Raw genomic sequence first — 23,778 nt, forward strand, 5'->3', positions numbered from 1 at the left:
TTTCAAGTTGGTGCAAGTGTCTCAGCCATCGCCCCGTCAGGGGATAGCCATCAAGCAGAATTCGTCACTTAATGATTTTTATTGAATACTCAAATCCTTCCTGGGGTTTGGGTTTCAAAATGTATTTCTGTTGAGTAATACCTAGGCGAATGCCCAAATCTAAAAAACATACCCTTGAAAGGGCCTTCTAGGACGGCTTTTAGTTGACACTTTTATAGCGCCATAGTATAATTAAAGTATAGGGTACAGGCTGAAAAACCGTTCGCGTAGCGTCGCCTTTGGCGATGGCTGAGCCGGGAGAGAGACCCGTAACTTATTGACCTTAAAGTAGTAATGCCCGGAGGGCAGGGAAAATCCTCCTTTCTTGATGCAATAGCGAGTGGGGGAAACCCCCAAGACCGCGCTGCATCGCTAAAAACCCAATCATTGGCCTATGGCCACGCTACGCGAACGACTACCAATCGGTGTGTGAACCCAGCAAGACACAACTTGAGAAAATAATGGTACGGCGGGGTTAGAAGTTACCGTAAGAAGAGTGGAGCCTTTAAGGGTTACAGGCTATGCATAAAAGGGTGAAAACTTTTTTATTAAGGCTCCACTCTTCTAAGGTTTCGTCTCCGGCACGCCGGAACCAAGTGAAACAGAGAAGCAACGGACTTTATAAGGCACTTCTCAAAAAGTAGCTCAACGCTTAGGGAGACCAGCCCGCTGGGTATGCGCGTAAACTAAACTAAAATCTTAGTCTTGACGGGATTTCGGTTTAGGTACTGCCGCAAGGATGCGTTCGCGAAGCGTCGCCTACGGCGAAAGGTTTAAGGCCGGTCATAGATCTAAGAATCCCCGCACTTTCAGGGCGGGGAGTGTCAACCCTTTCGTCTCGCCCAGGGGGTAGACTTCCAGATAGTAATAAACAAAGCTCCAGACACCAAAGCTCCTAAATTCCATTTGACAGCACTTTTAAACAGACCCAGACGACGAGACGATAAACTCGATTGAGCTTGGTTTTGTATCCTCTGCTCACCACGAGCAATGAATGAAGCGAGCTGTTCTTTCACCCTCTCCAATTCTTGAGAATTATTGATATCCGGAGTGCGACCTTCACTACTCAGGCTTGCCAAAAGTTTTTCCATCTCCGCTTCTGTATTTACTTTTTCCAAAGCTTCTTTAACTTGTTGGAATTGGGTCATCCCTCGGTTAACTTGAGTAGTAATTTGAGTACTGGCTTGTTTATTAATCCGCACTGTGTTAATAATTCCCAAAGGAATCAGCAAGAAATATAGCACTCCCAGCACCAAAGCTAACCAGGATAAAACCTTCACAACCAGGACTTCCCATCTCTCGCGCCCATGGCGCTCTCCATAAAACACCAGGGCTAAGCCGAGTAAAGGTACAGGCACCCGTTCCACCAATGCCCCTATAGTCTGTAATTCCCAGGCAGGATTCATAAAGTTTGGTGGGATCAACGTTTCAACTACGTCAAATACAGTTAGCACTAAAAGGCCATAACCTATCCAGTGCAACAGAGTCGCAGACCTTAGAACAGAAAAGTTAAACTGCCGTATATCCTCTACGGATTCAGTCAATTTATTGCCATCTAATTTAGTCATATATTAAATATTCCTTCATAATAGGACACGATTGTCGTAAACCTTACCTCAAGGTTTAGGAAAGTGTAAATACCACCAGTCGTACCAGTCAGGCCAAACATTTTCCAGCACTTGATAGGCAGCTTCAGGGGAAGAATTCTCTAGAGGAATAGAAAGATGAGCCCACAGACAACGGTTGTCTTGTAGCTTTACCTGACCCAGTAACCATAGCAGCAGGCGACGGGAGCGTACATCGTAAATATCCCGATTTTTCTTGAACTGATAACTGGTGACTGTACTGCCACCCCGGGGGTTGATACAAGAACTGAGGTAAGCCCGCTCTTGGTACACAAATAAGCGATGAAAACCTATTTTTTTCTGCTGGCGTGACACTATTAATTCTTGACTAGCAGGTTCAATCCCTATGTACTTTTGAAGGAATTTATTAATATCACCCCCGCTCTGAACTAAATAGCGCATCTTTATATCTAGAGGTAAATCATTCTGAATATATCGATAGTGCTTGCCAGCTTGTAGTGTTTTATCAACAGCCGTTTGACCAGTCAAACCTTGACTTTCCAGAGGCTGCCATTCTGGTAAGGGAACTGTAGCTGGAAATTCAAAAGGGGTGATGGGACGAGCGCTTGTAGTTGGATACCAAATTACTTTGCCCATAACTGATAAAGTAGCCCCAAAAACAAAAGCTAGCAGCCAAATACGTAGTGATTTCCAATCGAGCATGACATCAAGGCAAAAGGTAAAAGGCTTGCAGGTCTAGGACATTCTTGGGACTAGAAGCCCTGGGTGTTTATGAGGTTTAAGGTTCTACGCTCTAGAGTTTAGGCTAATGGTTGAATTGCTCTAAGGTTCTAACAAGCCTATGAAGCACAACTTTATTACTACCTAGCCCTGATCTGCTTTTTTTATAGCTAATATCTAATAATGCCTAATACTTAGACTTTAGGTTAGTGGCTTAATCTTCAGTCTTTGGTGCATTCTGTTGAAGTATAAAATTGCAGAAGAAACCGAAAATAATGACAGCAGCCAATGAAAAGATCATTGAACCATCTCCAAAATGCCAATATTCAAAGGATTCATAACTATAATAAGCGACTAAAATAGCCATCAGGCTAACTCGAATAGAATTAACAATAAATCCTACTAAAATAGCTATCATTGGTACCAAAAATTTTTGAACCCGGCTAGTAGGGAACATAAATAAGAATAATAACGATATTCCCAACAACTGAAGCATAGAACTGACGCCAGAACAGCCGGGATTTACTTCTATTCCTCCGGTTGGCAGGATTAAATAAACCCCTTGCCTAGAGACTTCAAATCCTGAGTACCAAAGGATCAATCCAGAAAACTTAGCAGTTAATGTGGATACATCAATCAGTAATGTTGGCAATCCAGATGGTATAGCGAGACATAAAAATATAGTAAGGTGCTGCCAATATTGCTTTAATCCCTTCACTCCAGATGCCAGCAGTCCCAAACCCAATACTGAAATCAAAGGAGAAAAGCGGATAAAAATGTCATAGCCTGATACAAATGTAGATCGCAACAGTACTAACCCAATTAATAATGACCCTAAAACGCCAGAAAAAATATCACTTTCTAGGTCCAAGGTATGGCGTTTTTCCCATACCATGTAAGACACAGCCACCCAAAATAAAAAACTTGTACTTAGTAAATCAGCAATGTTACTCCTGTCAGCCAGAGTCAATTGAATTGCTATTAACCCAGCTGCTATACCTACTAGCCAATATTGGTAATTTTTAAGGTGTGTAATGGTTGCAAAATGAGTAGCTTTCATCGTGATGTAGCAATATTACCATAATCGGAGACGTCAGACTAAGACTCTTTCATAGTTTCCCTGACTAAGCTAAAAAAAATATATATAATGGTCAGCTTTTTTTTTAAATTGATAATAACTATGGGGTTTTAAATAGTCTATTATAAATTAATTTTTTATACTATTTACCCTAGCAACTCATTGCTAATTAATTAACTATTTTAAGTTATATTATAACTAGCACTATTTAAAAAAAAACTATTTATTAGAGTCATTTCCAAAGTCTAAAGCGTGCTTATTTGTGTAATTTTTAATTCTTTGGTAAACTAAAATATATGACAAATTAGTGCTTGTTCTATTCTTCCACTCAAAACTCTCCCACTCAGGACTATTTTTTGCTTAATTGGTTGATTTATCCAACAGCTGTACCTTTGGGGATTTGACTATAACACCAGTTTATTCAAATAAATTGACAAAATAATATTTATATGCTAAAGATAATTTTTAATGATTGATATATCCCCAGATCCTCAGGGGGTAAATCCCTCAGCCTGCAAATAGAGGAAATTTTATCAAACAAACTATTAATAGTGAATTAAATGACTTTAGCGGAATTAAAACCTGGAAAGCTTGCCATTATCGAGAAAGTTCAGATAGGTTTGCAGATCGAAGGTCTCGCCAATCGACTAGAAGCAATTGGCATTATTCCGGATAGACAGGTACAAGTGTTGCGCTCAGCCTGGTTTGGGGGACCGTTACACATTCGAGTTGGTTCCACCACAGAAGTAGCTATCCGACGGCAAGAAGCTAGCATGATTGTCGTTAACCCTGTCAAGGAATAGTTAGCGGTTAGCTGTTAGGGGCGATGTTAGCAGTACGCTATTATCCTCCCCTTCCCTGCAGGGGCGCACCTAGCTGATAGCTTACTCCTCAAAGGTTAAACAGCGGATAGCCTCTAGTAACCCTCTAGCTTTATTGAGAGTTTCTTGATATTCTTTTTCTGGGTCAGAATCTGCTACCAAGCCCGCACCAGCTTGCACTGACACGGTATGTTTACCAGAACCAGATGGGCGAACTACCATAGTCCTGATTGCGATCGCACTATTGAGCTGACCTTCAAAATCGTACCAGCCATAGACACCGGAGTAAGGCCCGCGACGTTCTGGTTCCAGTTCCTGAATGATTTCCATTGCCCGAATTTTGGGGGCTCCACTCACTGTCCCCGCAGGGAAACAAGCTTTCAGTAAATCCCAAGCTGTTTTAGTAGCATCCAGCTCCCCTACTACATTGCTAACAATGTGCATGACGTGGGAGTAGCGCTCAATGAGCATCAGTTGATCCACTCTGACTGTACCACTCTTGCACACACGACCCAAGTCATTGCGACCCAGGTCAACCAACATAATGTGTTCGGCAATTTCCTTTGGATCTTCGAGTAACTCCTGAGCTAGAGCTTCGTCTTCAATAGGAGTTTGACCCCGACGTCGAGTTCCAGCAATTGGTCGTAACGTTGCCTGGATTTTTTCCTCTGGGGAAGCTGTTGCCTTTACCATTACCTCCGGGCTAGATCCAATGATTTGCCAGTCCCGAAAGTTAAAATATGCCATGTAGGGTGAGGGATTAATCAGCCTTAGGGAACGGTAAAGGCCAAAAGGGTCACCCTTGTATTCTGTCGAGAGGCGCTGGGACAATACCACCTGAAAGATATCCCCAGCTCGGATATAGTCTTTCGCTTTTTCGACATTAGCGCAAAACTGGGACTTGTCTGTATTGCTTATATAAGACAGTTCTTGAGTAGCACTCTCTGGAGGTTTCCATTTGAGTAACTTGTCCTTACCTAAGAACTGCCCTTGCAGTTTGTTGACCAGAGTACGAACGCGATCGCATGCTTTTTGATAGGCTGCCTCTAAATCTCCTTGGGCCTGTCGTAAATCAGCATAAGCGATCACCCAAATCTTACGCTTGACCTGATCAAAAATAATCAGGTTGTCCACTTGCATCCACAATCCATCGGGTAAGTCATTGGACTGTATAGGATAAATTGGCACACGGGATTCACAATAACGAATTAACTCATAACCCCAGAAACCGAACAAACCGCCTATTCCTGGAGGCAATTGGGCTAACTTTACAGGTTGATAGGATTTCAGACAATTCCCTAAGGTTTCAAAGGGGTCTCCCTGAAATACTGTTACTGACCCATCCCGGTTGGTCTGAGTCGTGCGATTTCCCCTAGTTTCCAATACCCACAGGGGGTCACAACCTAGTAAACTGTAACGTCCCAGATTTTCACCACCTTCTACCGATTCCAACAAGAAGCTGTAGGGTTGACCAGCACATACCTTATACCAGGCAGAAACTGGCGTTTCTAAATCCGCCACCCACTCCTGGGTTACCGGTACAAAATTACCTTGTTGAGCTACGGTTGAAAATTGGGAAAAATCTGGGAAAATCATGGTCTTTCTCAGCTCAAGGTTGAAAATTCGGCAAACAGCTGAAACTGTTGGTCACAACGTTCAACTTTTTCCCCTTTACCTTATCACTGATTCATTAAACCTCGTAAGTTGCCTTCCCACTGAACTTGATAGTTGCAGGTTCTGGGTTGCTGCCAATATTGCGGTCCATTTTCCCTGCATAGGGACGCCCTTCGTTGACTTTCTCTGGGAATACCCCATCTGCGGGATGCAGAAACTGGGTTTCACCATTGGGATAAATCCGGTAAATTTTATAGTCTTCGATTCTGGGCTTAAATGTCCGCAGTTGGGTTCCCAATGCCAGACACTGTTCCTTACGAGCTAAGTAGAGCAAGTTTTCCCCTTCATTCATGATGGCAGCGCCACCAGTAGGCATTTCAAACACTTGCTCTTTTGAGCTTGTCCAGGTGATAGCGTATTTTTCTTCAACTTCAGCTTTGGTCAGCAATCCGCCAGTGCTACCACCAAATATGGGAGTTTTTCCCGTCAGTTCTTCTGCCATAGTGTTTTTTTCTCGTGTCTGTAATAAGGCATTCAAGGGAATACTATCATCGAGTTCATACCTGTCTGGCTACTTTGTCAAGAACTGTAACAGTTCTTTAGCTATTCGTGATTTTAGTCATTGGTCTTAGTCATTGATCATTTTTGCTGCCATGATACTTCCGGCTGATTACAAAGAAGCAATGACCAATAATAACTAACAAAAACACACAAAATAAATCCTTGTGACCCGTCAAGGGAGTGACATGAAACCATCCACATCTCCCTACCCTTATCCGTGGGTCGGTCTCGCCAAACCCTGCTATTGTTTTGAGGTCAATTATTTGCTTAGCTCACAGAGCCCGTGTTTCGGTATCTAGCCAGCTTTGCTACTGGTGGGCTCTGCCTCCGCCAATTAAATTACATAACTAAATCAGGTAATTAAATCAGAAAGGGAACCGACGACTGGCCGTGTTTCGTCTCGGTTCCCTGACTGGTTCGCTCCTCACACATCCGTAAATATACCGAAAGCTTTCTGGATTTGTCAACCCCTTTGGCAAAATTTTTTTTTCGGTCAAAGTTCACCTGGTGCAGGGACACCCAGTTGCTCTTCTAGAAGCGATCGCAAGACTACTTGAGTTACCCCCACTAATCCTAACCTGGCTTGAGCCAGCCTAGGGGTCTGGTGTTTGACCTCCCCCCAAATGCGACAGCTACGGTAGAACTGCTCAAAAGCATTGCTCACAGAACTTGCCAGTTTTAGCCAATTCTTTGATTCGGTTCCACTAAAGTAGTCTGTCAAGTCCATGATTTGACCAATCAAAAGTCTTTCTGCTGGATGGAGCAACTGTATAAGCTGCTGATTTGTCTGTGTTCCTAGGTCGTCTTTTAACCAGGGAATTGGATCTGGCACAACTATCAGTCCCCTAGAGGTTTTCAAGTCCATACTCTGAATCTGGATTAAGCCCTGGCGATGAGCCAAGCGCAGGAGTGAGCAGCAACGAGCATGGGCATACTGAACTCTAAAGATCTTGGAAGTATCTTGTGTCAAGAGTGCTGATTGCTGATTGCTAAGTTCTAAGTAGGGCAAGAGATTCTTTTGACCTTGTTGAGGGCGAAAGCTAATCAGCGTGTCTGTTGAAGGTTGAATCCAATCTTGTAACCAAGTTGCTAACCCCTGATCTGTCAGCCAAAAATTAATCCAGCCTGGGGGAGCTACTTCAACCTCGAATTCGATCAAGTTTTGTTTCCCACCATCTTGAGTTATGGTTGGCAAAGATACAGTTAACTGATGAGCAATGGCTAGAGGACTTTGCTGCATGGCGCGAGAAAGCTTGAGAGCGATCGCTGAGCGATATGCTACACCAGTATTATCTGAGCAGCGTTCTAAAGGAATCGTTTCCAATATCAACTGGGGAATACCAGAATATACCATTGCTCTGGATATCTGTTCTTGTAATCGAGATCTCAGGGCAGCAGAATTACCTGACAAATTTACGCGCCATGAGCTAATCCTCAAGGTATTTTTTGTTACTTTGGACTCCATGTAAGATCTAGATAAACTTGTGTATCCATCAGGCTCGGAGCTTATGTATTCACCATCCGACCCATTAGAGGTATCCCGACCCTTTGTAACTTGGCAAAGGATCTTAGATTGGGGACAGGAACACTACCGTTATAGGACGTTTAGCAAAGATGAGCGGATTCCTACCCGTCCTGGGTTGTTGTATTTGGTAGAGCGGGGGGCAATCCGTTTGGTGGGTACTTCTCAAGTCAGTGCTAGCCCCAATTGTTCTGAATCTCAATGCTCCCATCAGAATATGGAAGAAGCGTTTTTAGGATTCATTGGTGCGGGTCAGCCCTTTGAAATTGTTGCCCTTTCACCCTTCACACTTCAGGCTTACTCTCACGTTGAGCAAACTGCTGTGGTATGGATGTACTGGGATGACTTAGACAACTGGCCACACTTCCGACGAGAGATATTAGATGCATTTAGGCTTCAGCATCAACGCAAACTCCTGTGGCTGAGTACCTTAGGACAGCGACGAACCATTGATCGGCTCTTGGGATTTCTGATACTCTTGGTTGAAGAGTTCGGGGAACCGTGTGAACAAGGTTACTGCTTACCATTTCCCTTAACTCACGCACAAATCGGTAGTGCCATTGGCTCCACCCGCGTGACTGTCACTCGCTTGATAGGAAAGCTTCGCCAACGGGGAATCATCAACACTCATAAGGATAATTTAATTTGCTTATCAGGTGACTCAGTACCTAAGATAACTCCTAATTAGGTACACTTATAGATACTTGTCTTCGAGTAAGTGCAGTGGAAATCTAATTTACTGCCAAACTGGCAACACAGCCATGCTAAATTGGTTTTTAATAAATACATACCTAACAGATCGCACAAATCAGCCATCCTGTGCCGTAATTGATGATCAGCTTGGCTGTGCTGTGAGGGGTAGCACCCTTCACAACACAGCCAGTTTTTTTTATAGCAATGGGTGTAATGGTATTTCCAAATTGCCAAATTCGAGGCACAAAGCGATGCAGCGCTACTAGCTCCTCCGTTCGCGTTTGCACAGCGTTAGGCTTTGCCCGAAAGCGTGGCCCACGACCTTAGTCCTCTGCTCCCTAAAACCGAATAGGTGCGCTTTCTGCTCTTTGTGCGTTTTCCGCATCTAATTCTTAAATTCGCCACGGGTCGCACCTTAAGAATTAAATTCCCATGGTAGTGCGCGCCTCAAAATGAGAATTGCTATACTTTGGCCACCCTACTTTAATTGGTATTTTTTTTACACCCAAGTCCCTAACCGGATTTGAGCTTACCTTAACTTCTGAGTATTTGCTACCAAACTGTCAGCAAATTTATCGAAGCGCTCGGAAAGTTTTTTATCCAAAAGCTTGCCATCTTCACCAAAAGCTTTCCAAGCCTGACCAATTGCAATTTGCTCTGGAATCACCCAACTATGTACCCAGCGCATAATTATCCGTAGGTCATTGAGAGCGTTACTATTCGACTGACCCCCCAATACACTAATCAAACCGGTAACTTTCCCTTCGAGATGTTCAAAACTCATCAAATCTAGGGCATTTTTAAGTACACCACTGACACTACCGTGATATTCCGGTGTTGCCAGAATTAAGCCATCGGCTTGCTTCACGGTTTCTTGTAATCGGGTGACATCTGGATAGTCTGCATAGTCACTATCACCACTGCAAAATGGTAATTGCATCTGACGCAAGTCGAGGATTTCAGTGGATGCACCATTAGCTTTAACTCGGTCTATAGCATGCTTTAGAGCCTGATAGCTATAGGATTGAGGACGTAAACTACCACTAATTCCAACAATGTTCACCATCTCACTAACCTCTGTTTAACTATAGTGCTGAGTGCTGAGTGCTGAGTGCTGAGTACTGATTTCTGAACGCGATCGCGTGCGCGAATGCGCATATGCTGAACGCGATCGCGTGCGCGAATGCGCATATGCTGAGTCTGCTTGACTGTCAAGGGTCAAGCAAGCTGAACGCGATCGCGTGCGCGAATGCGCATGTGCTGAGTGTTTGAGTAGAGCAAGTTGTCATGTGTTCTCGTCAAAGCTACCAATTATCAAAGACAGACGTTTTATGCGTACTCGTTATGACTACGTTTAGTCTAGCAAGTTGGGAGCAACTTTGTCAAACTCCTTTTGTGGCAGATCGGAGTATGTCCGCCCAGGACCGCAAGCATACATTCGACCATCATGCTGTGACCGATAACCCATAGGTGCGCGCCCGTTCGCGCACCTGATCATTTTGTTGTTTAATCGACAGGGCATCGAGATCAGCCGGAATGGCTAACACAGGTCCTGGTCGTTGACTAGTCATTAGAGCCCCTTAGCCAACGAACTATTCAAGCTACAGCCCTTATGCCTAAAGCCATTCAACCATTAGCCAACGAACCTAACCAAATTAATGAATAAAAACAGTCTTCTGATCTAGAGTCAACCTATTACTTGAATTGGACCGGTGGTACTGGCACTAAAGAATTGCTGCACTAGAGGATTATCTGTGGTATCTATCTCCCCAACGCTGCCGGACCACTGTACTTTGCCTTTGTAGAGAAAAACAACCCGGTCAGCGGTGCGGCGAATTGTGCTCTCCTGATGGGTGACCATTAGGTAAGTACTACAAGCGTTTTCGTCCCGTTGTATCTGGCGTACTAAATCTTCAATTACTGTTGAGGCGATCGGGTCAAGTCCAGCGGTTGGTTCGTCGTAGAGTAATACCTCTGGGTTGTCCCTGGGATTATCGGGATTGGAAATGATAGCACGGGCAAAACTGACTCGTTTGCGCATACCTCCTGATAACTCAGCTGGGTAGCGGTCTCCAATACCAGATAACCCTACCATTTCCAGACTTTGATTGACTAATTTCCGAATTCGATGATGTGGTAGTTTAGAGTGCTGGTAAAGCAAGAAACCCACATTCTCTTCCACGGTCAGCGAGTCAAACAACGCTGCCTGCTGAAATACCATACCAATGCCAATGGGGTCTTGAGCATCTTCTATTAAACCGGAGCGCCGTTGCCCTTTAACATAAACTTCACCGACATCAGCAGGTAGTAAGCCAGCAATAATCCGAAGAATTGTTGATTTTCCGGTTCCAGAAGGACCAATAATGACTAGGGCATCACCCTGATAAATTTTTAGATCCAACTGATTCAAAATGACATTGCTCCCAAACGATTTGCTCACTCCCTTCAGTTCAATTAGTGGTTCTGGCATCGGATATTTCTGACATTTTTCATTGTCTTCTCCATACAATGTATAACCTCTTCATCAAAGAGAACGACTTTTTGGTCATCAGGAAATTCTCCTGTATGCAGGCGCACAGCCACTTGTCCTAACCCCTCGCTATACAGAAGTTGCTTAAACAACAGGTTGTCCGTAAAGGACATAATGTGAGCAGCAATGGCGCACTCGCCTTCCCAGCCAAAGTCCACATCTAGTTTAACGTGATGCCTTTCATGAATACATCGGTAAATTAAGTTGACGTCCTTACCTAGTAGATCTGATTCATTATATTGGGCGCTGATTTTAACATTTCCTTGTTCAAAGTCCGCTTTGATGTCATTCAGACATAGATCTGCTCCTCGAAAGTAGGGTTGGTAGTCAACGTACTCAAAATTGACCCCTTGCAGTTCTACCTTTGCTAAGTCAATCACAAATTGACGAAACTCTTTAACTAACGATATAGGAGCTTCATAGGCTGGAGCTGTCATATAGCCCTTGGCTAATTCTTCAATTGTCATTATTATGATCTCCTCCTGTCCATACATGACCTCCTAAGAATTCTTATAGAACTTCTGCATTCACAATTTATTCACAACTATTAGTAGAGGATAAGTGATATAGTCTCCCTAATAGTCCCATCATCTATGGGGGGGTTAACCCCCTGACTCTGTAAATCCTATGTTGGCAACAAAAGAGTTAAAGCTTCCGCGTTAAATTCGTAACGCTTGGAAGCCAAGTTGGGTTTCTTCTAAATTGTGATATTTCTTGACAATAAAGACGTCGCGACAACCACTTAAACAATCTTTAAGAATCAGCAAGAGTTCAAAAAGCTTGCCGTGAATTCACTTAAATACTTCTGGGGAATAGTGCAAGAGCTTTACCTGATTTTGATTTCAGAGGCACCCTAGCAGGTTATTTGAGCAATCTTACCCTGACAAAGGCTTTCTTAAGAATATCTAAATCATTCAAACCTGTTGAAGAAGCAGTTAAATTAACTGTTCCTGCTCCGGTCATCAGTAATAACACGTACATAGCTTATACTCATTCAATTTCGGTTACTTCACATGGATTCGCTCTAACAATCTATGCACCGAAAATCTAGCTGTTGATTCCATAATCACTATGTGCTTACGGCTAATCACCGATACTATTTTCATGGCTTCAGGGATATTGCTTATTATTATTTATATCCGTAAAAAAGCCAATCTATAATCAGTGAATTTACGTAATCGTCTCTTGGGTTACAGGGGTAATCTTCAGTATTATCAATAGCTGTAAATGTTAACGTTTACCTTTCTTACTTACGTGCTTGACCCTAATGACTTCCTTTTCTATTTCACCAGCGAGATGACAACCAATCGAGAATCAGTGAATTTACGGACTCTGGGTTTTCGTCATGAGGGCAGTGACCAGCCTTAGGAATCCCTACAAATTTTACGTCTTTACCCTGATGACTCTGTTTTTGGAAGATGGTAGCACCAGAAATCGGTGTCCAAGGGTCTTCTTCTCCCCAAAGAATGAGTAGAGGAATTTGTAACTTCGGTAAAAGTTCACTAGGTGCAGGACCAGGAGGAGCAGTAAGAACTGATGCAAATACCTTTTGAGCACCGGGATCACAAGCAGGCTGGTAGATTAACTCTACAAGTTCCTCTGTAATGGCATCTGAGTCACAGTAGACTTGACGGAGGGTGCTGCGGATCCGATTTTTCTGGCGGATACGGTTAAACAGGAACGGTCCAAAGGTTGGAGAGTTCACTAACCTGGTAAAAGCTCCCATCACCAACCGCAAAGGTAGATTTAGCTCTTCAGGGCGGTGATTGAGTCCACCAGCACAATTAATTAAGACACCACCAGCAGCAATCTCAGGATAGTTTGTTACCACCATCAGACTTAACAGAGCACCAATGGAGTTACCGATAAATACGGTAGGTTCGTTGATGTAGGTATCCCAAAAGTCCTTTATTTGTTGTTGCCACAACTCTACGGTGTAGGATAAGGCAGGTTTATCAGAACCTCCGAATCCCAGCAGATCGATGGCAAACACTCGATAACCCCCTGCGGCTAGGACAGGAATATTCTTGCGCCAATGTCCAATGGATGCCCCAAAACCATGAACCAACAGTAGAGGCTTACCAGTCCCCATTACGGTGTATTCAATCTGGTTACCTTGCCAGTTCCAAACATGGTTTTCCGTCGTGTGGTGTGATATTGAAGTTTGTGTAGACACAGCTTTATGTTAACTTTAATTAACCTACTCATTTTAATATTACTAAACATTTAAGGAATAAGTTGATTCTGGATGATAAATTAGTTATAATAAAAGCTGGTATTAAAAGACGATTAAACATGACCTAGCAAGGATTGATTAGGTCAAGACTTCAATATCAGCTTTCGACTCCCAGGAGGATTTCACTTAACCCCGCCTTGGTAAGTGGCGATGTAAGTGACGATATCGCGCATTGTATAATTTGGGATAATAGTGACCTGAAAGCTAGAGCTGATCAGGATTTCGGGGCGCTTATCGCCCTCACAAGGAGAACTTCCTATGCAAATGAAGGGATGAAGGGGAGATTTTACTGGCTGCCAAATCTGGCTGCAAAATTATAGATCCATTAGAATTATTTATGACTTAAGGTTGATTGACTTCTAGTAAACCGGCAGGAGGCGTAATCTCAATCCGACCATTTTCGAGATCGACCACTGGTGCGATCGCTTTCACAAACGGAATCAACACCGTTGCTGGCTGTGGTTGCTTCTTAGCCTTGGATTGGCGTTTCTTGCTAGTTCGAGTGGGTGGTGCAGTTTCCGCATCGGTTGGGGGGGGTTGCACTGAAGATTGCAATTTGACTTTCAAAAGGTCATTACCAGCTGGGATCACATCTACGACTACTCCCACAGCTTCACCAGTGAGTTGATTAAAGACTTCAAGGTCAATCAAGTCTAAGATGTGATACTCATCTTCCTCTAACTCTGGGCGATCGCTGGCTGGTACCAACAGTTGATAACCGCGCAACGCCTCTGCCTGATCCCGGTTGTCTACCCCCTTTAGCTGCACAACATATAACCCTTTAGCAGGGACAAAACGTCCCCAAAGTAATTCTACGGGTTGGGGTGGATTATCCCGTGGTGGTTTTAACCAGCGCTGTCCTGGCTCCTCAAACCTCTCGGGAAAGTCAGAACTGGGATAGACTCGCAACTCTCCTTTTAGCCCATGGGGGGAAACAATTCTACCGATTTCTAGCCAGTCGTCATTGGTCATTTGAGCATTTTTAGGTAAGTGAACTAAGCACTAAGGGCAAGGTATAGCACTACGCATTAAGCTTAGGACATTCCTAAACTCAGCAAACTTAGTCATAGCTTACTTTTGACTTCTGACGCAAGAACCTTGCTGACTTGCCCGTAGCGCTATAGTACCATCATCCCTAAACCGGTCCGAGAGCGTGGATAGCGCGGACCTGTCATTTTATTTTATCCTGATTACCGGCATTTTGCTCAGAAAAAATAATAGAAAACACACTATAAATTGCCAGTAGAATTGTCTATAAATTTTCCAATAAAATCGGCTAATATGTTTCCTCAATCTATCAATTACTATTCTGGCTAAATTAAGGGCAATTAAAATCTATGAAATTACTCGTTTTTTCCTAGGAAAATAATAAACAATTTAATTATAAAAATTATCAATATATTTTAGAGTAAGTATAACCTAGACAGGATGCCGACACTAACAGGGCTTGTGGGCTTCTGGATTTTAAAAACTCTTTTATAAACGTTATAGATGCTAACAGTCTAATCAGAGTTGCTTCAATCAACGCAATTCGGCATTAGCTCACCTTCGAGAGCTGAATGGCTTTATGGAAGGGATTGAGATTGTCGAGCTTCTCTTGATGCCGGCAATGGCAGTGGACTAGGACAATTGTCTAGATTTGACCAATCTCAATCATATCTTTGACTGCATCATAAAGCTGAATTACACTAAATTATTCCTTTATCATCCTAATAATTTACATACCAAATGGTTAGCTATTTGTCAAATTTTTTATACATTCTCGGAGAAAGAAAACTCCGACTAATCCCTCTTCTGTTATTAATCTTACTAAGCTCCCTCTTGGATACTGTAGGTATTGGACTTGTCGGGCCATTTATGGGGTTAGCTACTAACCCAAGGTTGATTGAACTAAATTCTCGGCTGCATTGGGTTTATGCCAAGTTAGGTTTAACTTATGAAGTTCAGTTTATTGCCTTGCTAGGTTTAATCATTATTCTTGCCTTCTGGACTAAATCCTTATTAAGTTTCCAAGCTCAAAAATATATCTTTAAATTTAGCTTTACTCAGTACGGTGAACTATCCTCAAATTTGCTCCATGCCTACTTGGTAGCTCCTTACACATTTCATCTTAGGAAAAATACGGCTTTTTTGATCAACACGGTTTTGGAAGACTCTGGAGTTTTTAGTGTAAAATTCATGATTCCTTTCCTAAAAACCGTAGCTAGTTTTATTATTATAGTATTTTTAGTTGTTTTACTAATAATCACCGATCCAATCGCAACAATCACTCTAGCCTTGATTTTACTAATTCCCTTAGGAATTATATACCAATTTAAAGACAAAATTTCCGAATGGGGAAAAAAGGTATCTCAATCTAAGGAAGAAATGATTCGCATCATAAATCATAGCCTTGGAGGATTAAAAGAAACACGAATTATTGGTTGCGAATCTTACTTTGAAAAGCAAATGAATGATCAAGTCGATAAACTGGTTAATGGCATGACATCCTTTCATACGTTTCAAGCTTTGCCTCGCATTATAATTGAAGCGATTTTAGTGACATTTTTAGTAGCTTTTGTATCTATAGTCTTAGTCTTTAACCTTGGGACAGAAAATATTATCCAAGTTTTAGGTATTTTCGCTTTGGCTTCCGTACGTATGATTCCAGCATTTAGTCATTTAACATCTAATATTGCTTTGATGCGAAACGCCAGCTATTCGATTAATAAAATATACTTGGATTTAAAAGAGTTAGAAGATATTGAAGTAGAGGAAATTTTTGAGCCTACATATTTATCAGATTTATCTGCCCTATCCAAGCCTAATACTCCCTCATCTCAATTCAGGGATTTTGTCAACTCCATTGACGTTAATAGAAGTCTATCACACCAGGATAATCACATCGAAATTGATAGAATTACCTACCGCTATCCCAAGGTTTTAGACCCTACTATTATGAATATATCGTTGACTATTAACAAAGGTCAATCTATTGCTTTAATCGGTAAATCAGGCTCAGGTAAGACAACATTAGTTGATGTTATTTTAGGTCTGTTAGCTCCTGAAAGTGGTGAGATTAGGTACAATGGTAAATCGATATATAATAATCTGCGTTCCTGGCAAAATTTAATTGGCTACATCCCACAGTCGATTTTTCTCATAGATGACACAATCGAAGGAAATATTGCCTTTGGTATTCCAAAGCATTTGATTGATCGAGAACGATTAGATCAGGCTATGCAATCTGCTCAACTTGCGGAGTTTGTTGAGGAATTGCCTGAGGGAGTTAACTCTGTTGTTGGTGAACGGGGAGTGCGTTTATCTGGTGGTCAACGTCAGCGGATAGGAATTGCTCGCGCACTTTACCATCAAAGGGAAATTTTAGTCCTAGATGAGGCGACTTCTGCACTAGATAATGAAACTGAATACTTGGTTAATGAAGCAATTAAATCGTTGAATGGCACTAAAACGATGATTATCATTGCCCATCGTCTCTCCACGATTGAACATTGTGATTGTATCTATTTACTCGATCAAGGTCGTTTAGTTAAGTCAGGTACTTATCAAGACATAATTTTAAATGAACAAAGCTTTAATTTTTGAATTGGAAAGACGCAGGAGCAGGTTAGTTATAGCAATTCTCTCTCCCATGAGGTGCAAAGAGATCCCCCTAAATCCCCCTTAAAAAGGGGGACTTCAGCTGCACCTAAATCCCCCTTAAAAAGGGGGACTTCAGCTGCACCTAAATTTCCCTTAAAAAGGGGGACTTCAGCTGCACCTAAATTTCCCTTAAAAAGGGGGACTTCAGCTGCACCTAAATTTCCCTTAAAAAGGGGGACTTCAGCTGCACCTAAATTTCCCTTAAAAAGGGGGACTTCAGCTGCACCTAAATTTCCCTTAAAAAGGGGGACTTCAGCTGCAATATCAAACCTGCTCCTAAATGACTAGCTTACTTTTACCAAAACTAAATTATCTTCTTCCTTTGTTTCATAGCTTGTCAAGGGTTTGTCTGCAGGTCCTTTCGTTACTTTGCCATCTAAATCAAATTTAGAACCGTGGCAAGGACAGTTAAATATTTTGTCCTCTTGCTTCCAATCCACGCTACAACCTTGGTGAGTACACCTAGGGTTTACGGCAACAAGACTATTGTTGCTCAGATTACGCACGACTAGAATATCTGCTATCTTGTCGCTAATTTTGCCTTTTTCTTCTAACTCCTGCACTGTGCCAACGGCTTGGAATCCATCCTCTCGCACCGACTTATCAATATTAGGACTTTTCTTTTCTGTTGCTTTTGGCGGACTTGGCTCAGGACTACAGGCAGCTAATGCTACTGGTAGATAAGTAGCTAATGCACCAACACCAAACCAGCCCATAAATTTACGACGATCCATAGTATACCTCTACCTGGAAAACGATTTATTTTAATAATAAACCATAAACGATTAATATGATGTGGGGTTGAACACTTATAAATAGTAGGTAATAGGGAACAGGGAACAGGGAACAGGGAACAGGAAGGGAATAGTAGGGATATTATCTACTATAATAAAGCTATATTTTTTGAGAACTTATTATCTGAACTTGCTCTAATTATCTCATCTTTAAAACTAGGCATTTGGAATCGAAAGTATTACCGGCTAATTAGCTGGATAATATCTTGGTGATTAGTTGGCATTTTGCCTTTTAATAGCAATTATAAATCAATTTTGATAATGTTTGTTCCCTGTTCCCTGTTCCCTGTTCCCTGTTCCCTGTTCCCTTTGCTAAAGTTAGTTTAAATTTGTTTTAATTATCTTTAGCCATAACTGGTTGCTTTTTACTAAACTGTTTCACTAGATTTTGACTAGATTTAGAGATAAACCAACGGTTATGTCTGGTAGCGGTAGCTGCTACAAATAATAAGTCTAAACCAACTAGGCTCCCGACAATTAATTCTGAGCCACCAGTACTAAATCCATAACTGTGTAAACCAGTACCGAGAACAAAGTTAACACCATACCAAGCCATCAACACAGCATTAAAACAAACTACACTAATGACTGCCATCCCAAAGTCTGCTAACCATCCTACCAGACGACCATGTAAGGGGACTATGTAACACATTAGGGCAATCAACGCCCAGGTTTCTTTGGGGTCCCAACCCCAGAAGCGACCCCAGGAGAAGTGAGCCCAGATCCCACCGAGAATAATGCCAGTAGTGAGCAGTAAAACACCAATTTGTAGGACTCGATAGTTGAATTTTGATAGATGGGCAATTCGTTGAAAGGATTGGGGAGCAACTAGATAATGTCCTAGAATAATATGTCCTAATCCCATTGCTAATGCAAAACTAGCATAGCTGAGGGTAATGGTGGGAACGTGGATACTCAGCCAGAAGTTGTCCCGTAGTACTGGTACAAGGGGGGCAATACTTGGATCTAGAACGGCTGGAAGACTGTCTGCTAGAAGTAGACAAAGGATTGATAAAGGAGCAGCGGCTAACAGATAGTATTTTGCTCGGTAGATTAGCTCAAATACTAGGGCAATGGCGGCAATCCCAAATCCAACCCACACTACGGATTCATACATATTGGTGACTGGGGGACGTCCGGCAATTTCCATGCGGGTGATAAAGCCGTAGCCTTGGATGAAAAGACCTGTGAGGAAAATTCCTACTGCACCTGAGTAGAGGTCGAATTGTTTGAAGGATAATCCTAATAACAGGACTAGTAATGCGATCGCATAAATTTTCCAGGCTTTACTAAAGGGGCGAAAACTAGAGAAGTTAACTTCCCGTTGCAGCACGGAATCCTTGGGGTAAATTTCAGGGCTAAGAGCGGCTAACTCCTGATGTAGTTTTTCTGCGACTTGCCCAACCTCAACATTAGTCAGGAGGGGATCTAAACGATAGGCTTGTTTGAGTGTTTGGTAACTTTGCTGTAGAAGGGTAATTTGTTCGTTGGTGTAATACTGTTGCGATTGAAGTATGCTTACCCAAGTGCCTTTACTATCGCTGGGATGGGGAACTAGGGGTAGGGTATCAGTACCTACCGTGCGTAACATTAATGCCAGTCTGTCTTCTATGGTGAGGGCTTCTCGTTCGTCTCTAGTCAGCTCAATGTTGTCCGCTTCTTTTTGATTGGCTTCCAGAACGATGGTACCTAGGTTAGAACTGACTAATTCTGCGAAGGAGAAGTATTTTCGTTCTAGGTCAAGACTGATTTTTTCTTTGAGGGGGCGGTAGGTAAGTAGAATGAAGGGTTCTTGGTTCCAGTCTCGGTTATTAAACCATAGGGATAGGTAGGTTTGGAAATAGTTGAGAGTTTGATTGTTTTCTACGCGGTAGTTAGTTGAACCGTGGATTTTGGCTACGGTTTCTCGGGCTACGGTGTCTAAGGGTTTTTTGCGCCCATCAAGTTGGACGGCTAGGGTTTGTAAGGGGTCTAGGGGTGATGGTTGGAGTTGGGTTGGAGGTATGATTAGGATTACGATTCCGAGACAAAGTCCGATCAGGAGTTGGAGTGGTTTCATCAGAGCACAGGAGTAAAAGCTACACAGAAGTAAACGCTAATCTGAACTAGAACAAAGTATGTTAGGGGGAATGATAATACAAGGGAACTCCGGACTCCTCTGGCTGGCGGCGCAGTTTTTTAGCTATCCCTCGACCATAGAACATGATGGTGATGCCACCGATTACTAGACCGGAGCCTGTCCAGGTTAAAGCAGTTACCCAGGCTGGTTCTCGCTTGATTTGTAGGGTTGATTGTTTTAAGTCACCGGGATTCCAGGAAGCTTGGGCTATTTTCCAGCCTTGATACCAGGTGGGATGGTTCATCCAAACGTTGCGCTGGGAGATGACATGGTTATCCCGGTCTTCGATCCGGATTTTGCTAGTCCACATAGCAACGGAATCACTGCCTTCATTGCGTTCAACGATGAAGTCTTCTAATGCGATCGCAAACGGCAGTTGCAAGAGTTTGGGACTAAAGGCAGCAAAGATTTCTCCTGTTGGTTCGTTAATCGTAGTCGGTTCGCCCCAGGGTAACCAGGTTTGGATTCCGGTTTCGGTGCTGACTAATAAGGCTGGTACTCCCTTAACGGTTGGGTCAAATACAGGTATGACCTGACGATTGATTTTGCCATGGGGAATATACTCGTCTAGAGTAATTTGGAAGTCTGCCCAACCGGGACTGACAGCTTTTCCAACCTCTAAGGTTCCAGATTTAAATCCTTTCGAGGAATGGGCCGCATAGAATAGCTGACCTGATTGAGTCACGATCACCCGGAAATAATCCTGTGATTGCTGGGGTTGAATGTTATAGCTAATCTCAATTCCTTCTAGGGGTTTTCCTGATACCACTGAACGAATTGGGGGAAAGTTTTCCTTTCCAAACACAAACCAGCGTTCAAGCCCTTCTGGTGTGGATACCTCTAACTGTACTGCGGGATTTCTCAGTTGTTGGGAGGCCGTTGTCGGTTGGTTGTCGGCGTCTAGTCGGAAATCCGGCCAAAAATCGACGACTTTGACTGAGGAGTCTGGGGCTTGGGATGACAGAGCTTGTTTTATATCGATAATCTCTGTATCTATCTTGTCCCTTTCTTTTGACGTTACCTCGATGCTTCCCCAAGGACTCAGGTTTTTTTCTTCAGGAGGTGATAGCAGAGATTTTCCTTTTCCTGTCGCTACTGTATCTACCTGAATAATTTCTAATTCAGCTGGCCCAATCCCTACTTTGCTGGCTACTGGGGCTACAGCTAAATAGCGATCTAGGGTTTGCCCCATGCGATCGCTTTTCAAGCGTAATCGCACAGCTGGATTATCTACTGCTGAATTATCCCCTTCGGTAAAACTTACTGTTTTGATGGTGTTGTCGCTGTAGCCTAGCAAAGACAGTTTACCAATTTGCTTGGGGATGACTGAACCATCTGGCTTGATCAATACATCAGCCTGCTGCAACTCTGATGATGGTGTCATCACTTCTAACAATTCCCCTTCAACCCGAATCTGATTGCTCGAAGCCATATCGGTGCGCAAAGGTAACATACCCTCTACACCTAAGTGGATTACAGCCGCTGAACCAGCGATAATTACGATGATACCAAGATGGGTCAGAGCAAAGCCGATTTTACGCGCACCTCGCCAGGGATAGCGATACAGACCTGAGACCGCTAAGTTGAGGGCTAGTAGGAACATTAAGGCTCCAAACCACGGACTTTTGTAAATCTCTTGTTGCACGGTAGTTGACCCGACCTGAGATTCGTAAAACGTCGCCCCAATTAAGATAGCGACAATAATACTAAGTAAAGGGACAGCTAGTTTAATCGAGCCAATAAATTTCAAGGTATGCTCAAGCATATAGCAATCCTAGGTTATTTGTGAACATACTGGTCAAGATTGGGATCACACAACATGGTTCATTAACTAAAAGGTAATTAGGAATAGTTTTTACCAATAATTTAGGACTTATCTCTATATAATACACCATGGTATAAAACAATTTTATCAACAGAAGCTCTTTCCTAAATTATGTTTTTTTTTCGCTTTTTTAAAACTAAGCGATCGCTTTTAACAAAATGCCTTAATGTCATGAACTTTAACCATGATTTTAAATTATTGTTGTATTAATTAATACATTTAGCATTTTTTTCATCTTAAAGGTGTAGTCAATCTACTAGCTTAGTAAATTAAACATTACTCAACTATTCCGTAAACGCGATCGCTAACATCAGACTTAGATACTGGCCATAAAGCGCGTCTGTCTACAACAATTTCCCATCTGTAAGGAATTGTCACTAACACCAGACCCAATCCAGATCACGTTTGAGGTTATCTATGCTGTTGTACACGAGTCCATCTAGCCAACTCACCACAACCAATCCTGAGGAAGTACTGAAGCGATATGCTAGGGGAGAACGGGATTTTCGGGGCATAAATCTGAGTGAGGAAATGTTGAGTTGGGTAGATCTTGAGGGGATAAATCTCAGTGGTGCTCAGCTTTATGTATCTATCTTAGAAGGAGTTAACCTTACCGAAGCGAACCTTACTAGAGCTAACCTCAGTTGGATAGACTTAACTGCAGCTACTTTAATCAAGGCAAATTTGACTGAAACTAACTTACACAAAGCCGATTTGCGTGGAGCAGATTTGAGTGGTGCTAATCTTCAAGGAGCAGATTTGAGTGGTGCTAACCTTCAGGGTGCGGATTTGAGTGGTGCTAACCTTCAGGGAGCGGACTTAACTAGTGCAGTCATGTCTCGTAGTTTTGATATCGGTATCTTAAAGTTGGCAGCTTTCTAGACAGATATTATTTAAGGTTGTGTTGTTGAAGGTTGTGTTGTTGAATGTTGTTCGCGTAGCGTGGCCGAAAGGCCAAGGTTGTTCGCGTAGCGTGGCCGAAAGGCCAAGGTTGTGTTGTTGAATGTTGTTCGCGTAGCGTGGCCGAAAGGCCAAGGTTGTTCGCGTAGCGTGGCCGAAAGGCCAAGGTTGTGTTGTTGTTCGCCTTTGGCGTCCGAAGTAGGGTAGGTTGTTTGGTTTAAGGGTTAATAACCTGTAACTTTCTAACCTGTAACTTTCTAACCTGTAACTTTCTAACCTGCAACTTTCTAACCTGCAACTTGTCACCTATGGTAATCCTGTTTTCAGGATAATAGCTCTTGCAGCACTTTAGTGATAATTGTTTCAGGGATTTTGCCAACTAGGATTTCTTTCTCTTGCTGATTACTGTCTAGAAATGTGAATTGAGGCACACCAGTCACTCGGTATTTTTCAATCGGTTTAGCCCACTGGGGATCATCTATATTTAGCATCACCCAATTGACGCTCTCTCCATACTTTTGGTGTACTTTGTTTAGGATAGGAGCCATGGATTGACAAGTGGTACACCAGTCAGCGTAAAATTCTACTAGAGTGGGCTTATTATTGCTCAAAGCAAGCTCATACGGTACGGATTGCTTTGCCATTGTTTTGATTAGAGCTAACCCAGCCACGCTTGAACTACTAAGGCTAGATACATCAGAACGAGTTAGGAAAAATGTTCCAGCGGCGAATACAACAGTGATTATTCCTACAACAATGCTGAGTTTTGCCCTGATTTTTCCTTGTTCACTATTCATTATAGTATTTATCAATTGGGTGATGTCTAAATTCCTGGGTTGTAGGGAGCAGGGAGCAGGGAGCAGGGAGCAGCGATGCAGCGCGGTCTTGGGGGTTTCCCCCATGAGCGACTGCATCAAGACGGGAGTAGGGAATAAAATTTAGATATACCTGACTAGACTAGGAAACGCTATATTTCATGATATATTATTTACCAATATATCATGAAATAAAATACTGAATTATCATAACACCAAAAAATAATCGTATCTCTTTACTACTCTTGCCTGTTGCCTATTGCCTGTTGCCTATTGCCTATTG

At 42.6% G+C, this 23,778-nt stretch carries 24 protein-coding genes; 5 read left to right on the plus strand and 19 right to left on the minus strand.

Annotated elements, in window-relative coordinates; genetic code table 11:
* The first annotated feature begins 333 nt into the window (after positions 1-333).
* Positions 334-501 carry a hypothetical protein gene (locus F6K46_RS25835; protein ID WP_293064142.1) on the plus strand — a complete coding sequence of 56 codons (168 nt, stop codon included), beginning with the start codon at positions 334-336 and terminating at the stop codon, positions 499-501.
* Between the two features lie 362 nt (positions 502-863).
* Here the strand turns inward: F6K46_RS25835 and F6K46_RS25840 are convergent, their stop codons facing one another.
* The 3 genes from F6K46_RS25840 to crtA all read right to left on the minus strand — a co-directional run bounded on the left by F6K46_RS25840 (position 864) and on the right by crtA (position 3,405).
* Positions 864-1,607 carry an HpsJ family protein gene (locus F6K46_RS25840; protein ID WP_075900208.1) on the minus strand — a complete coding sequence of 248 codons (744 nt, stop codon included), beginning with the start codon at positions 1,605-1,607 and terminating at the stop codon, positions 864-866.
* Between the two features lie 48 nt (positions 1,608-1,655).
* A complete protein-coding gene (locus F6K46_RS25845) occupies positions 1,656-2,261 on the minus strand; it encodes a cyanoexosortase A system-associated protein (RefSeq protein ID WP_229424412.1) in 606 nt (201 codons plus the stop codon).
* A gap of 298 nt (positions 2,262-2,559) precedes the next feature.
* On the minus strand, positions 2,560-3,405 hold the full coding sequence (gene crtA / locus F6K46_RS25850; protein ID WP_293064148.1) for a cyanoexosortase A: 846 nt from the start codon (positions 3,403-3,405) through the stop codon (positions 2,560-2,562).
* Positions 3,406-3,983: 578 nt separating this feature from the next.
* Between crtA and F6K46_RS25855 the strand changes: the two genes are divergently transcribed.
* A complete protein-coding gene (locus F6K46_RS25855; RefSeq protein WP_293064151.1) occupies positions 3,984-4,226 on the plus strand; it encodes a FeoA family protein in 243 nt (80 codons plus the stop codon).
* Between the two features lie 81 nt (positions 4,227-4,307).
* Here the strand turns inward: F6K46_RS25855 and trpE are convergent, their stop codons facing one another.
* From trpE to F6K46_RS25870, 3 genes are all read right to left on the minus strand, one after another.
* Positions 4,308-5,840: an anthranilate synthase component I gene (trpE, locus tag F6K46_RS25860; protein ID WP_075900214.1), complete on the minus strand. Its 1,533-nt coding sequence runs from the start codon at positions 5,838-5,840 to the stop codon at positions 4,308-4,310.
* Positions 5,841-5,934: 94 nt separating this feature from the next.
* Entirely contained in the window at positions 5,935-6,360 is a 426-nt protein-coding gene (locus tag F6K46_RS25865) for a photosystem I reaction center subunit II PsaD (protein ID WP_070393367.1), read from the minus strand.
* 552 nt (positions 6,361-6,912) lie between these two features.
* Positions 6,913-7,884, minus strand: a complete 972-nt coding sequence (locus tag F6K46_RS25870) for a DALR anticodon-binding domain-containing protein (protein WP_293117486.1) — start codon at positions 7,882-7,884, stop codon at positions 6,913-6,915.
* Positions 7,885-7,927: 43 nt separating this feature from the next.
* Here F6K46_RS25870 and F6K46_RS25875 point away from each other — a divergent pair, with 43 nt between their 5' ends.
* The gene (locus tag F6K46_RS25875) at positions 7,928-8,629 is read left to right on the plus strand and encodes a Crp/Fnr family transcriptional regulator (protein WP_293064155.1); all 702 of its coding nucleotides are present in this window, start codon (positions 7,928-7,930) and stop codon (positions 8,627-8,629) included.
* A gap of 103 nt (positions 8,630-8,732) precedes the next feature.
* On the opposite strand, the gene F6K46_RS25880 is transcribed toward F6K46_RS25875, so the two are convergent.
* The 8 genes from F6K46_RS25880 to rimM form a co-directional block, all read right to left on the minus strand.
* Entirely contained in the window at positions 8,733-8,921 is a 189-nt protein-coding gene (locus tag F6K46_RS25880; protein WP_070393370.1) for a hypothetical protein, read from the minus strand.
* 242 nt (positions 8,922-9,163) lie between these two features.
* Positions 9,164-9,700, minus strand: coding sequence for an NADPH-dependent FMN reductase (locus F6K46_RS25885; protein ID WP_070393371.1), 537 nt, complete (start codon positions 9,698-9,700; stop codon positions 9,164-9,166).
* Complete coding sequence (locus tag F6K46_RS25890) at positions 9,694-9,825, minus strand: hypothetical protein (protein ID WP_267876591.1); 132 nt, start codon at positions 9,823-9,825, stop codon at positions 9,694-9,696. The genes F6K46_RS25885 and F6K46_RS25890 overlap by 7 nt, the downstream gene beginning before the upstream one ends.
* A 254-nt stretch (positions 9,826-10,079) precedes the next feature.
* Entirely contained in the window at positions 10,080-10,205 is a 126-nt protein-coding gene (locus tag F6K46_RS25895) for a hypothetical protein (protein ID WP_293064160.1), read from the minus strand.
* A 116-nt stretch (positions 10,206-10,321) separates the two neighbouring features.
* On the minus strand, positions 10,322-11,104 hold the full coding sequence (locus tag F6K46_RS25900; protein ID WP_070393372.1) for an ABC transporter ATP-binding protein: 783 nt from the start codon (positions 11,102-11,104) through the stop codon (positions 10,322-10,324).
* Positions 11,089-11,631 (minus strand): hypothetical protein, encoded by a 543-nt coding sequence (locus F6K46_RS25905; RefSeq protein ID WP_075906149.1) that lies wholly within the window; start codon positions 11,629-11,631, stop codon positions 11,089-11,091. The genes F6K46_RS25900 and F6K46_RS25905 overlap by 16 nt, the downstream gene beginning before the upstream one ends.
* Before the next feature lie 818 nt (positions 11,632-12,449).
* Positions 12,450-13,256 carry an alpha/beta fold hydrolase gene (locus F6K46_RS25910; RefSeq protein WP_366510801.1) on the minus strand — a complete coding sequence of 269 codons (807 nt, stop codon included), beginning with the start codon at positions 13,254-13,256 and terminating at the stop codon, positions 12,450-12,452.
* Positions 13,257-13,742: 486 nt separating this feature from the next.
* Positions 13,743-14,372 carry a ribosome maturation factor RimM gene (gene rimM, locus F6K46_RS25915; RefSeq protein ID WP_293064169.1) on the minus strand — a complete coding sequence of 210 codons (630 nt, stop codon included), beginning with the start codon at positions 14,370-14,372 and terminating at the stop codon, positions 13,743-13,745.
* An 849-nt stretch (positions 14,373-15,221) separates the two neighbouring features.
* On the opposite strand from rimM, the gene F6K46_RS25920 reads away from it, so the two are divergent.
* Positions 15,222-16,985, plus strand: coding sequence for an ABC transporter ATP-binding protein (locus tag F6K46_RS25920; protein WP_366510800.1), 1,764 nt, complete (start codon positions 15,222-15,224; stop codon positions 16,983-16,985).
* A 341-nt stretch (positions 16,986-17,326) separates the two neighbouring features.
* On the opposite strand, the gene F6K46_RS25925 is transcribed toward F6K46_RS25920, so the two are convergent.
* From F6K46_RS25925 to F6K46_RS25935, 3 genes are all read right to left on the minus strand, one after another.
* A complete protein-coding gene (locus F6K46_RS25925; protein WP_070393377.1) occupies positions 17,327-17,776 on the minus strand; it encodes a Rieske (2Fe-2S) protein in 450 nt (149 codons plus the stop codon).
* A 394-nt stretch (positions 17,777-18,170) separates the two neighbouring features.
* Entirely contained in the window at positions 18,171-19,895 is a 1,725-nt protein-coding gene (ccsA, locus tag F6K46_RS25930; protein ID WP_293064174.1) for a cytochrome c biogenesis protein CcsA, read from the minus strand.
* 61 nt (positions 19,896-19,956) lie between these two features.
* Positions 19,957-21,720, minus strand: coding sequence for a cytochrome c biogenesis protein ResB (locus F6K46_RS25935; protein ID WP_293064177.1), 1,764 nt, complete (start codon positions 21,718-21,720; stop codon positions 19,957-19,959).
* A gap of 477 nt (positions 21,721-22,197) precedes the next feature.
* Between F6K46_RS25935 and F6K46_RS25940 the strand changes: the two genes are divergently transcribed.
* Entirely contained in the window at positions 22,198-22,662 is a 465-nt protein-coding gene (locus F6K46_RS25940) for a pentapeptide repeat-containing protein (protein ID WP_293064189.1), read from the plus strand.
* Here the strand turns inward: F6K46_RS25940 and F6K46_RS25945 are convergent.
* Positions 22,642-22,986: a hypothetical protein gene (locus F6K46_RS25945; protein WP_293117489.1), complete on the minus strand. Its 345-nt coding sequence runs from the start codon at positions 22,984-22,986 to the stop codon at positions 22,642-22,644. The two genes, F6K46_RS25940 and F6K46_RS25945, sit on opposite strands and share 21 nt — an antisense overlap.
* A gap of 17 nt (positions 22,987-23,003) precedes the next feature.
* Positions 23,004-23,594: a thioredoxin domain-containing protein gene (locus F6K46_RS25950; RefSeq protein WP_293066489.1), complete on the minus strand. Its 591-nt coding sequence runs from the start codon at positions 23,592-23,594 to the stop codon at positions 23,004-23,006.
* Positions 23,595-23,778: the final 184 nt, after the last annotated feature.

The sequence above is a fragment of the Moorena sp. SIO3E8 genome (assembly GCF_010692445.1).
In the GTDB taxonomy this organism is placed as follows: Bacteria; Cyanobacteriota; Cyanobacteriia; order Cyanobacteriales; family Coleofasciculaceae; genus Moorena; species Moorena bouillonii.

Bases quoted from the DNA above. Each gene is read 5' to 3' on its own strand.
- F6K46_RS25885 (WP_070393371.1), bottom strand. From the start codon at position 9,700: ATGGTGAACATTGTTGGAATTAGTGGTAGTTTACGTCCTCAATCCTAT.
- crtA (WP_293064148.1), bottom strand. From the start codon at position 3,405: ATGAAAGCTACTCATTTTGCAACCATTACACACCTTAAAAATTACCAA.
- F6K46_RS25895 (WP_293064160.1), bottom strand. From the start codon at position 10,205: ATGACTAGTCAACGACCAGGACCTGTGTTAGCCATTCCGGCTGATCTC.
- F6K46_RS25890 (WP_267876591.1), bottom strand. From the start codon at position 9,825: ATGCGCATTCGCGCACGCGATCGCGTTCAGCATATGCGCATTCGCGCA.
- F6K46_RS25875 (WP_293064155.1), top strand. From the start codon at position 7,928: ATGTATTCACCATCCGACCCATTAGAGGTATCCCGACCCTTTGTAACT.
- F6K46_RS25840 (WP_075900208.1), bottom strand. From the start codon at position 1,607: ATGACTAAATTAGATGGCAATAAATTGACTGAATCCGTAGAGGATATA.
- F6K46_RS25925 (WP_070393377.1), bottom strand. From the start codon at position 17,776: ATGGATCGTCGTAAATTTATGGGCTGGTTTGGTGTTGGTGCATTAGCT.
- F6K46_RS25910 (WP_366510801.1), bottom strand. From the start codon at position 13,256: ATGGGGACTGGTAAGCCTCTACTGTTGGTTCATGGTTTTGGGGCATCC.
- F6K46_RS25870 (WP_293117486.1), bottom strand. From the start codon at position 7,884: ATGGAGTCCAAAGTAACAAAAAATACCTTGAGGATTAGCTCATGGCGC.
- rimM (WP_293064169.1), bottom strand. From the start codon at position 14,372: ATGACCAATGACGACTGGCTAGAAATCGGTAGAATTGTTTCCCCCCAT.
- F6K46_RS25950 (WP_293066489.1), bottom strand. From the start codon at position 23,594: ATGCAGTCGCTCATGGGGGAAACCCCCAAGACCGCGCTGCATCGCTGC.
- F6K46_RS25900 (WP_070393372.1), bottom strand. From the start codon at position 11,104: ATGCCAGAACCACTAATTGAACTGAAGGGAGTGAGCAAATCGTTTGGG.
- F6K46_RS25935 (WP_293064177.1), bottom strand. From the start codon at position 21,720: ATGCTTGAGCATACCTTGAAATTTATTGGCTCGATTAAACTAGCTGTC.
- F6K46_RS25855 (WP_293064151.1), top strand. From the start codon at position 3,984: ATGACTTTAGCGGAATTAAAACCTGGAAAGCTTGCCATTATCGAGAAA.
- trpE (WP_075900214.1), bottom strand. From the start codon at position 5,840: ATGATTTTCCCAGATTTTTCCCAATTTTCAACCGTAGCTCAACAAGGT.
- ccsA (WP_293064174.1), bottom strand. From the start codon at position 19,895: ATGAAACCACTCCAACTCCTGATCGGACTTTGTCTCGGAATCGTAATC.
- F6K46_RS25845 (WP_229424412.1), bottom strand. From the start codon at position 2,261: ATGGGCAAAGTAATTTGGTATCCAACTACAAGCGCTCGTCCCATCACC.
- F6K46_RS25905 (WP_075906149.1), bottom strand. From the start codon at position 11,631: ATGACAATTGAAGAATTAGCCAAGGGCTATATGACAGCTCCAGCCTAT.
- F6K46_RS25940 (WP_293064189.1), top strand. From the start codon at position 22,198: ATGCTGTTGTACACGAGTCCATCTAGCCAACTCACCACAACCAATCCT.
- F6K46_RS25835 (WP_293064142.1), top strand. From the start codon at position 334: ATGCCCGGAGGGCAGGGAAAATCCTCCTTTCTTGATGCAATAGCGAGT.
- F6K46_RS25865 (WP_070393367.1), bottom strand. From the start codon at position 6,360: ATGGCAGAAGAACTGACGGGAAAAACTCCCATATTTGGTGGTAGCACT.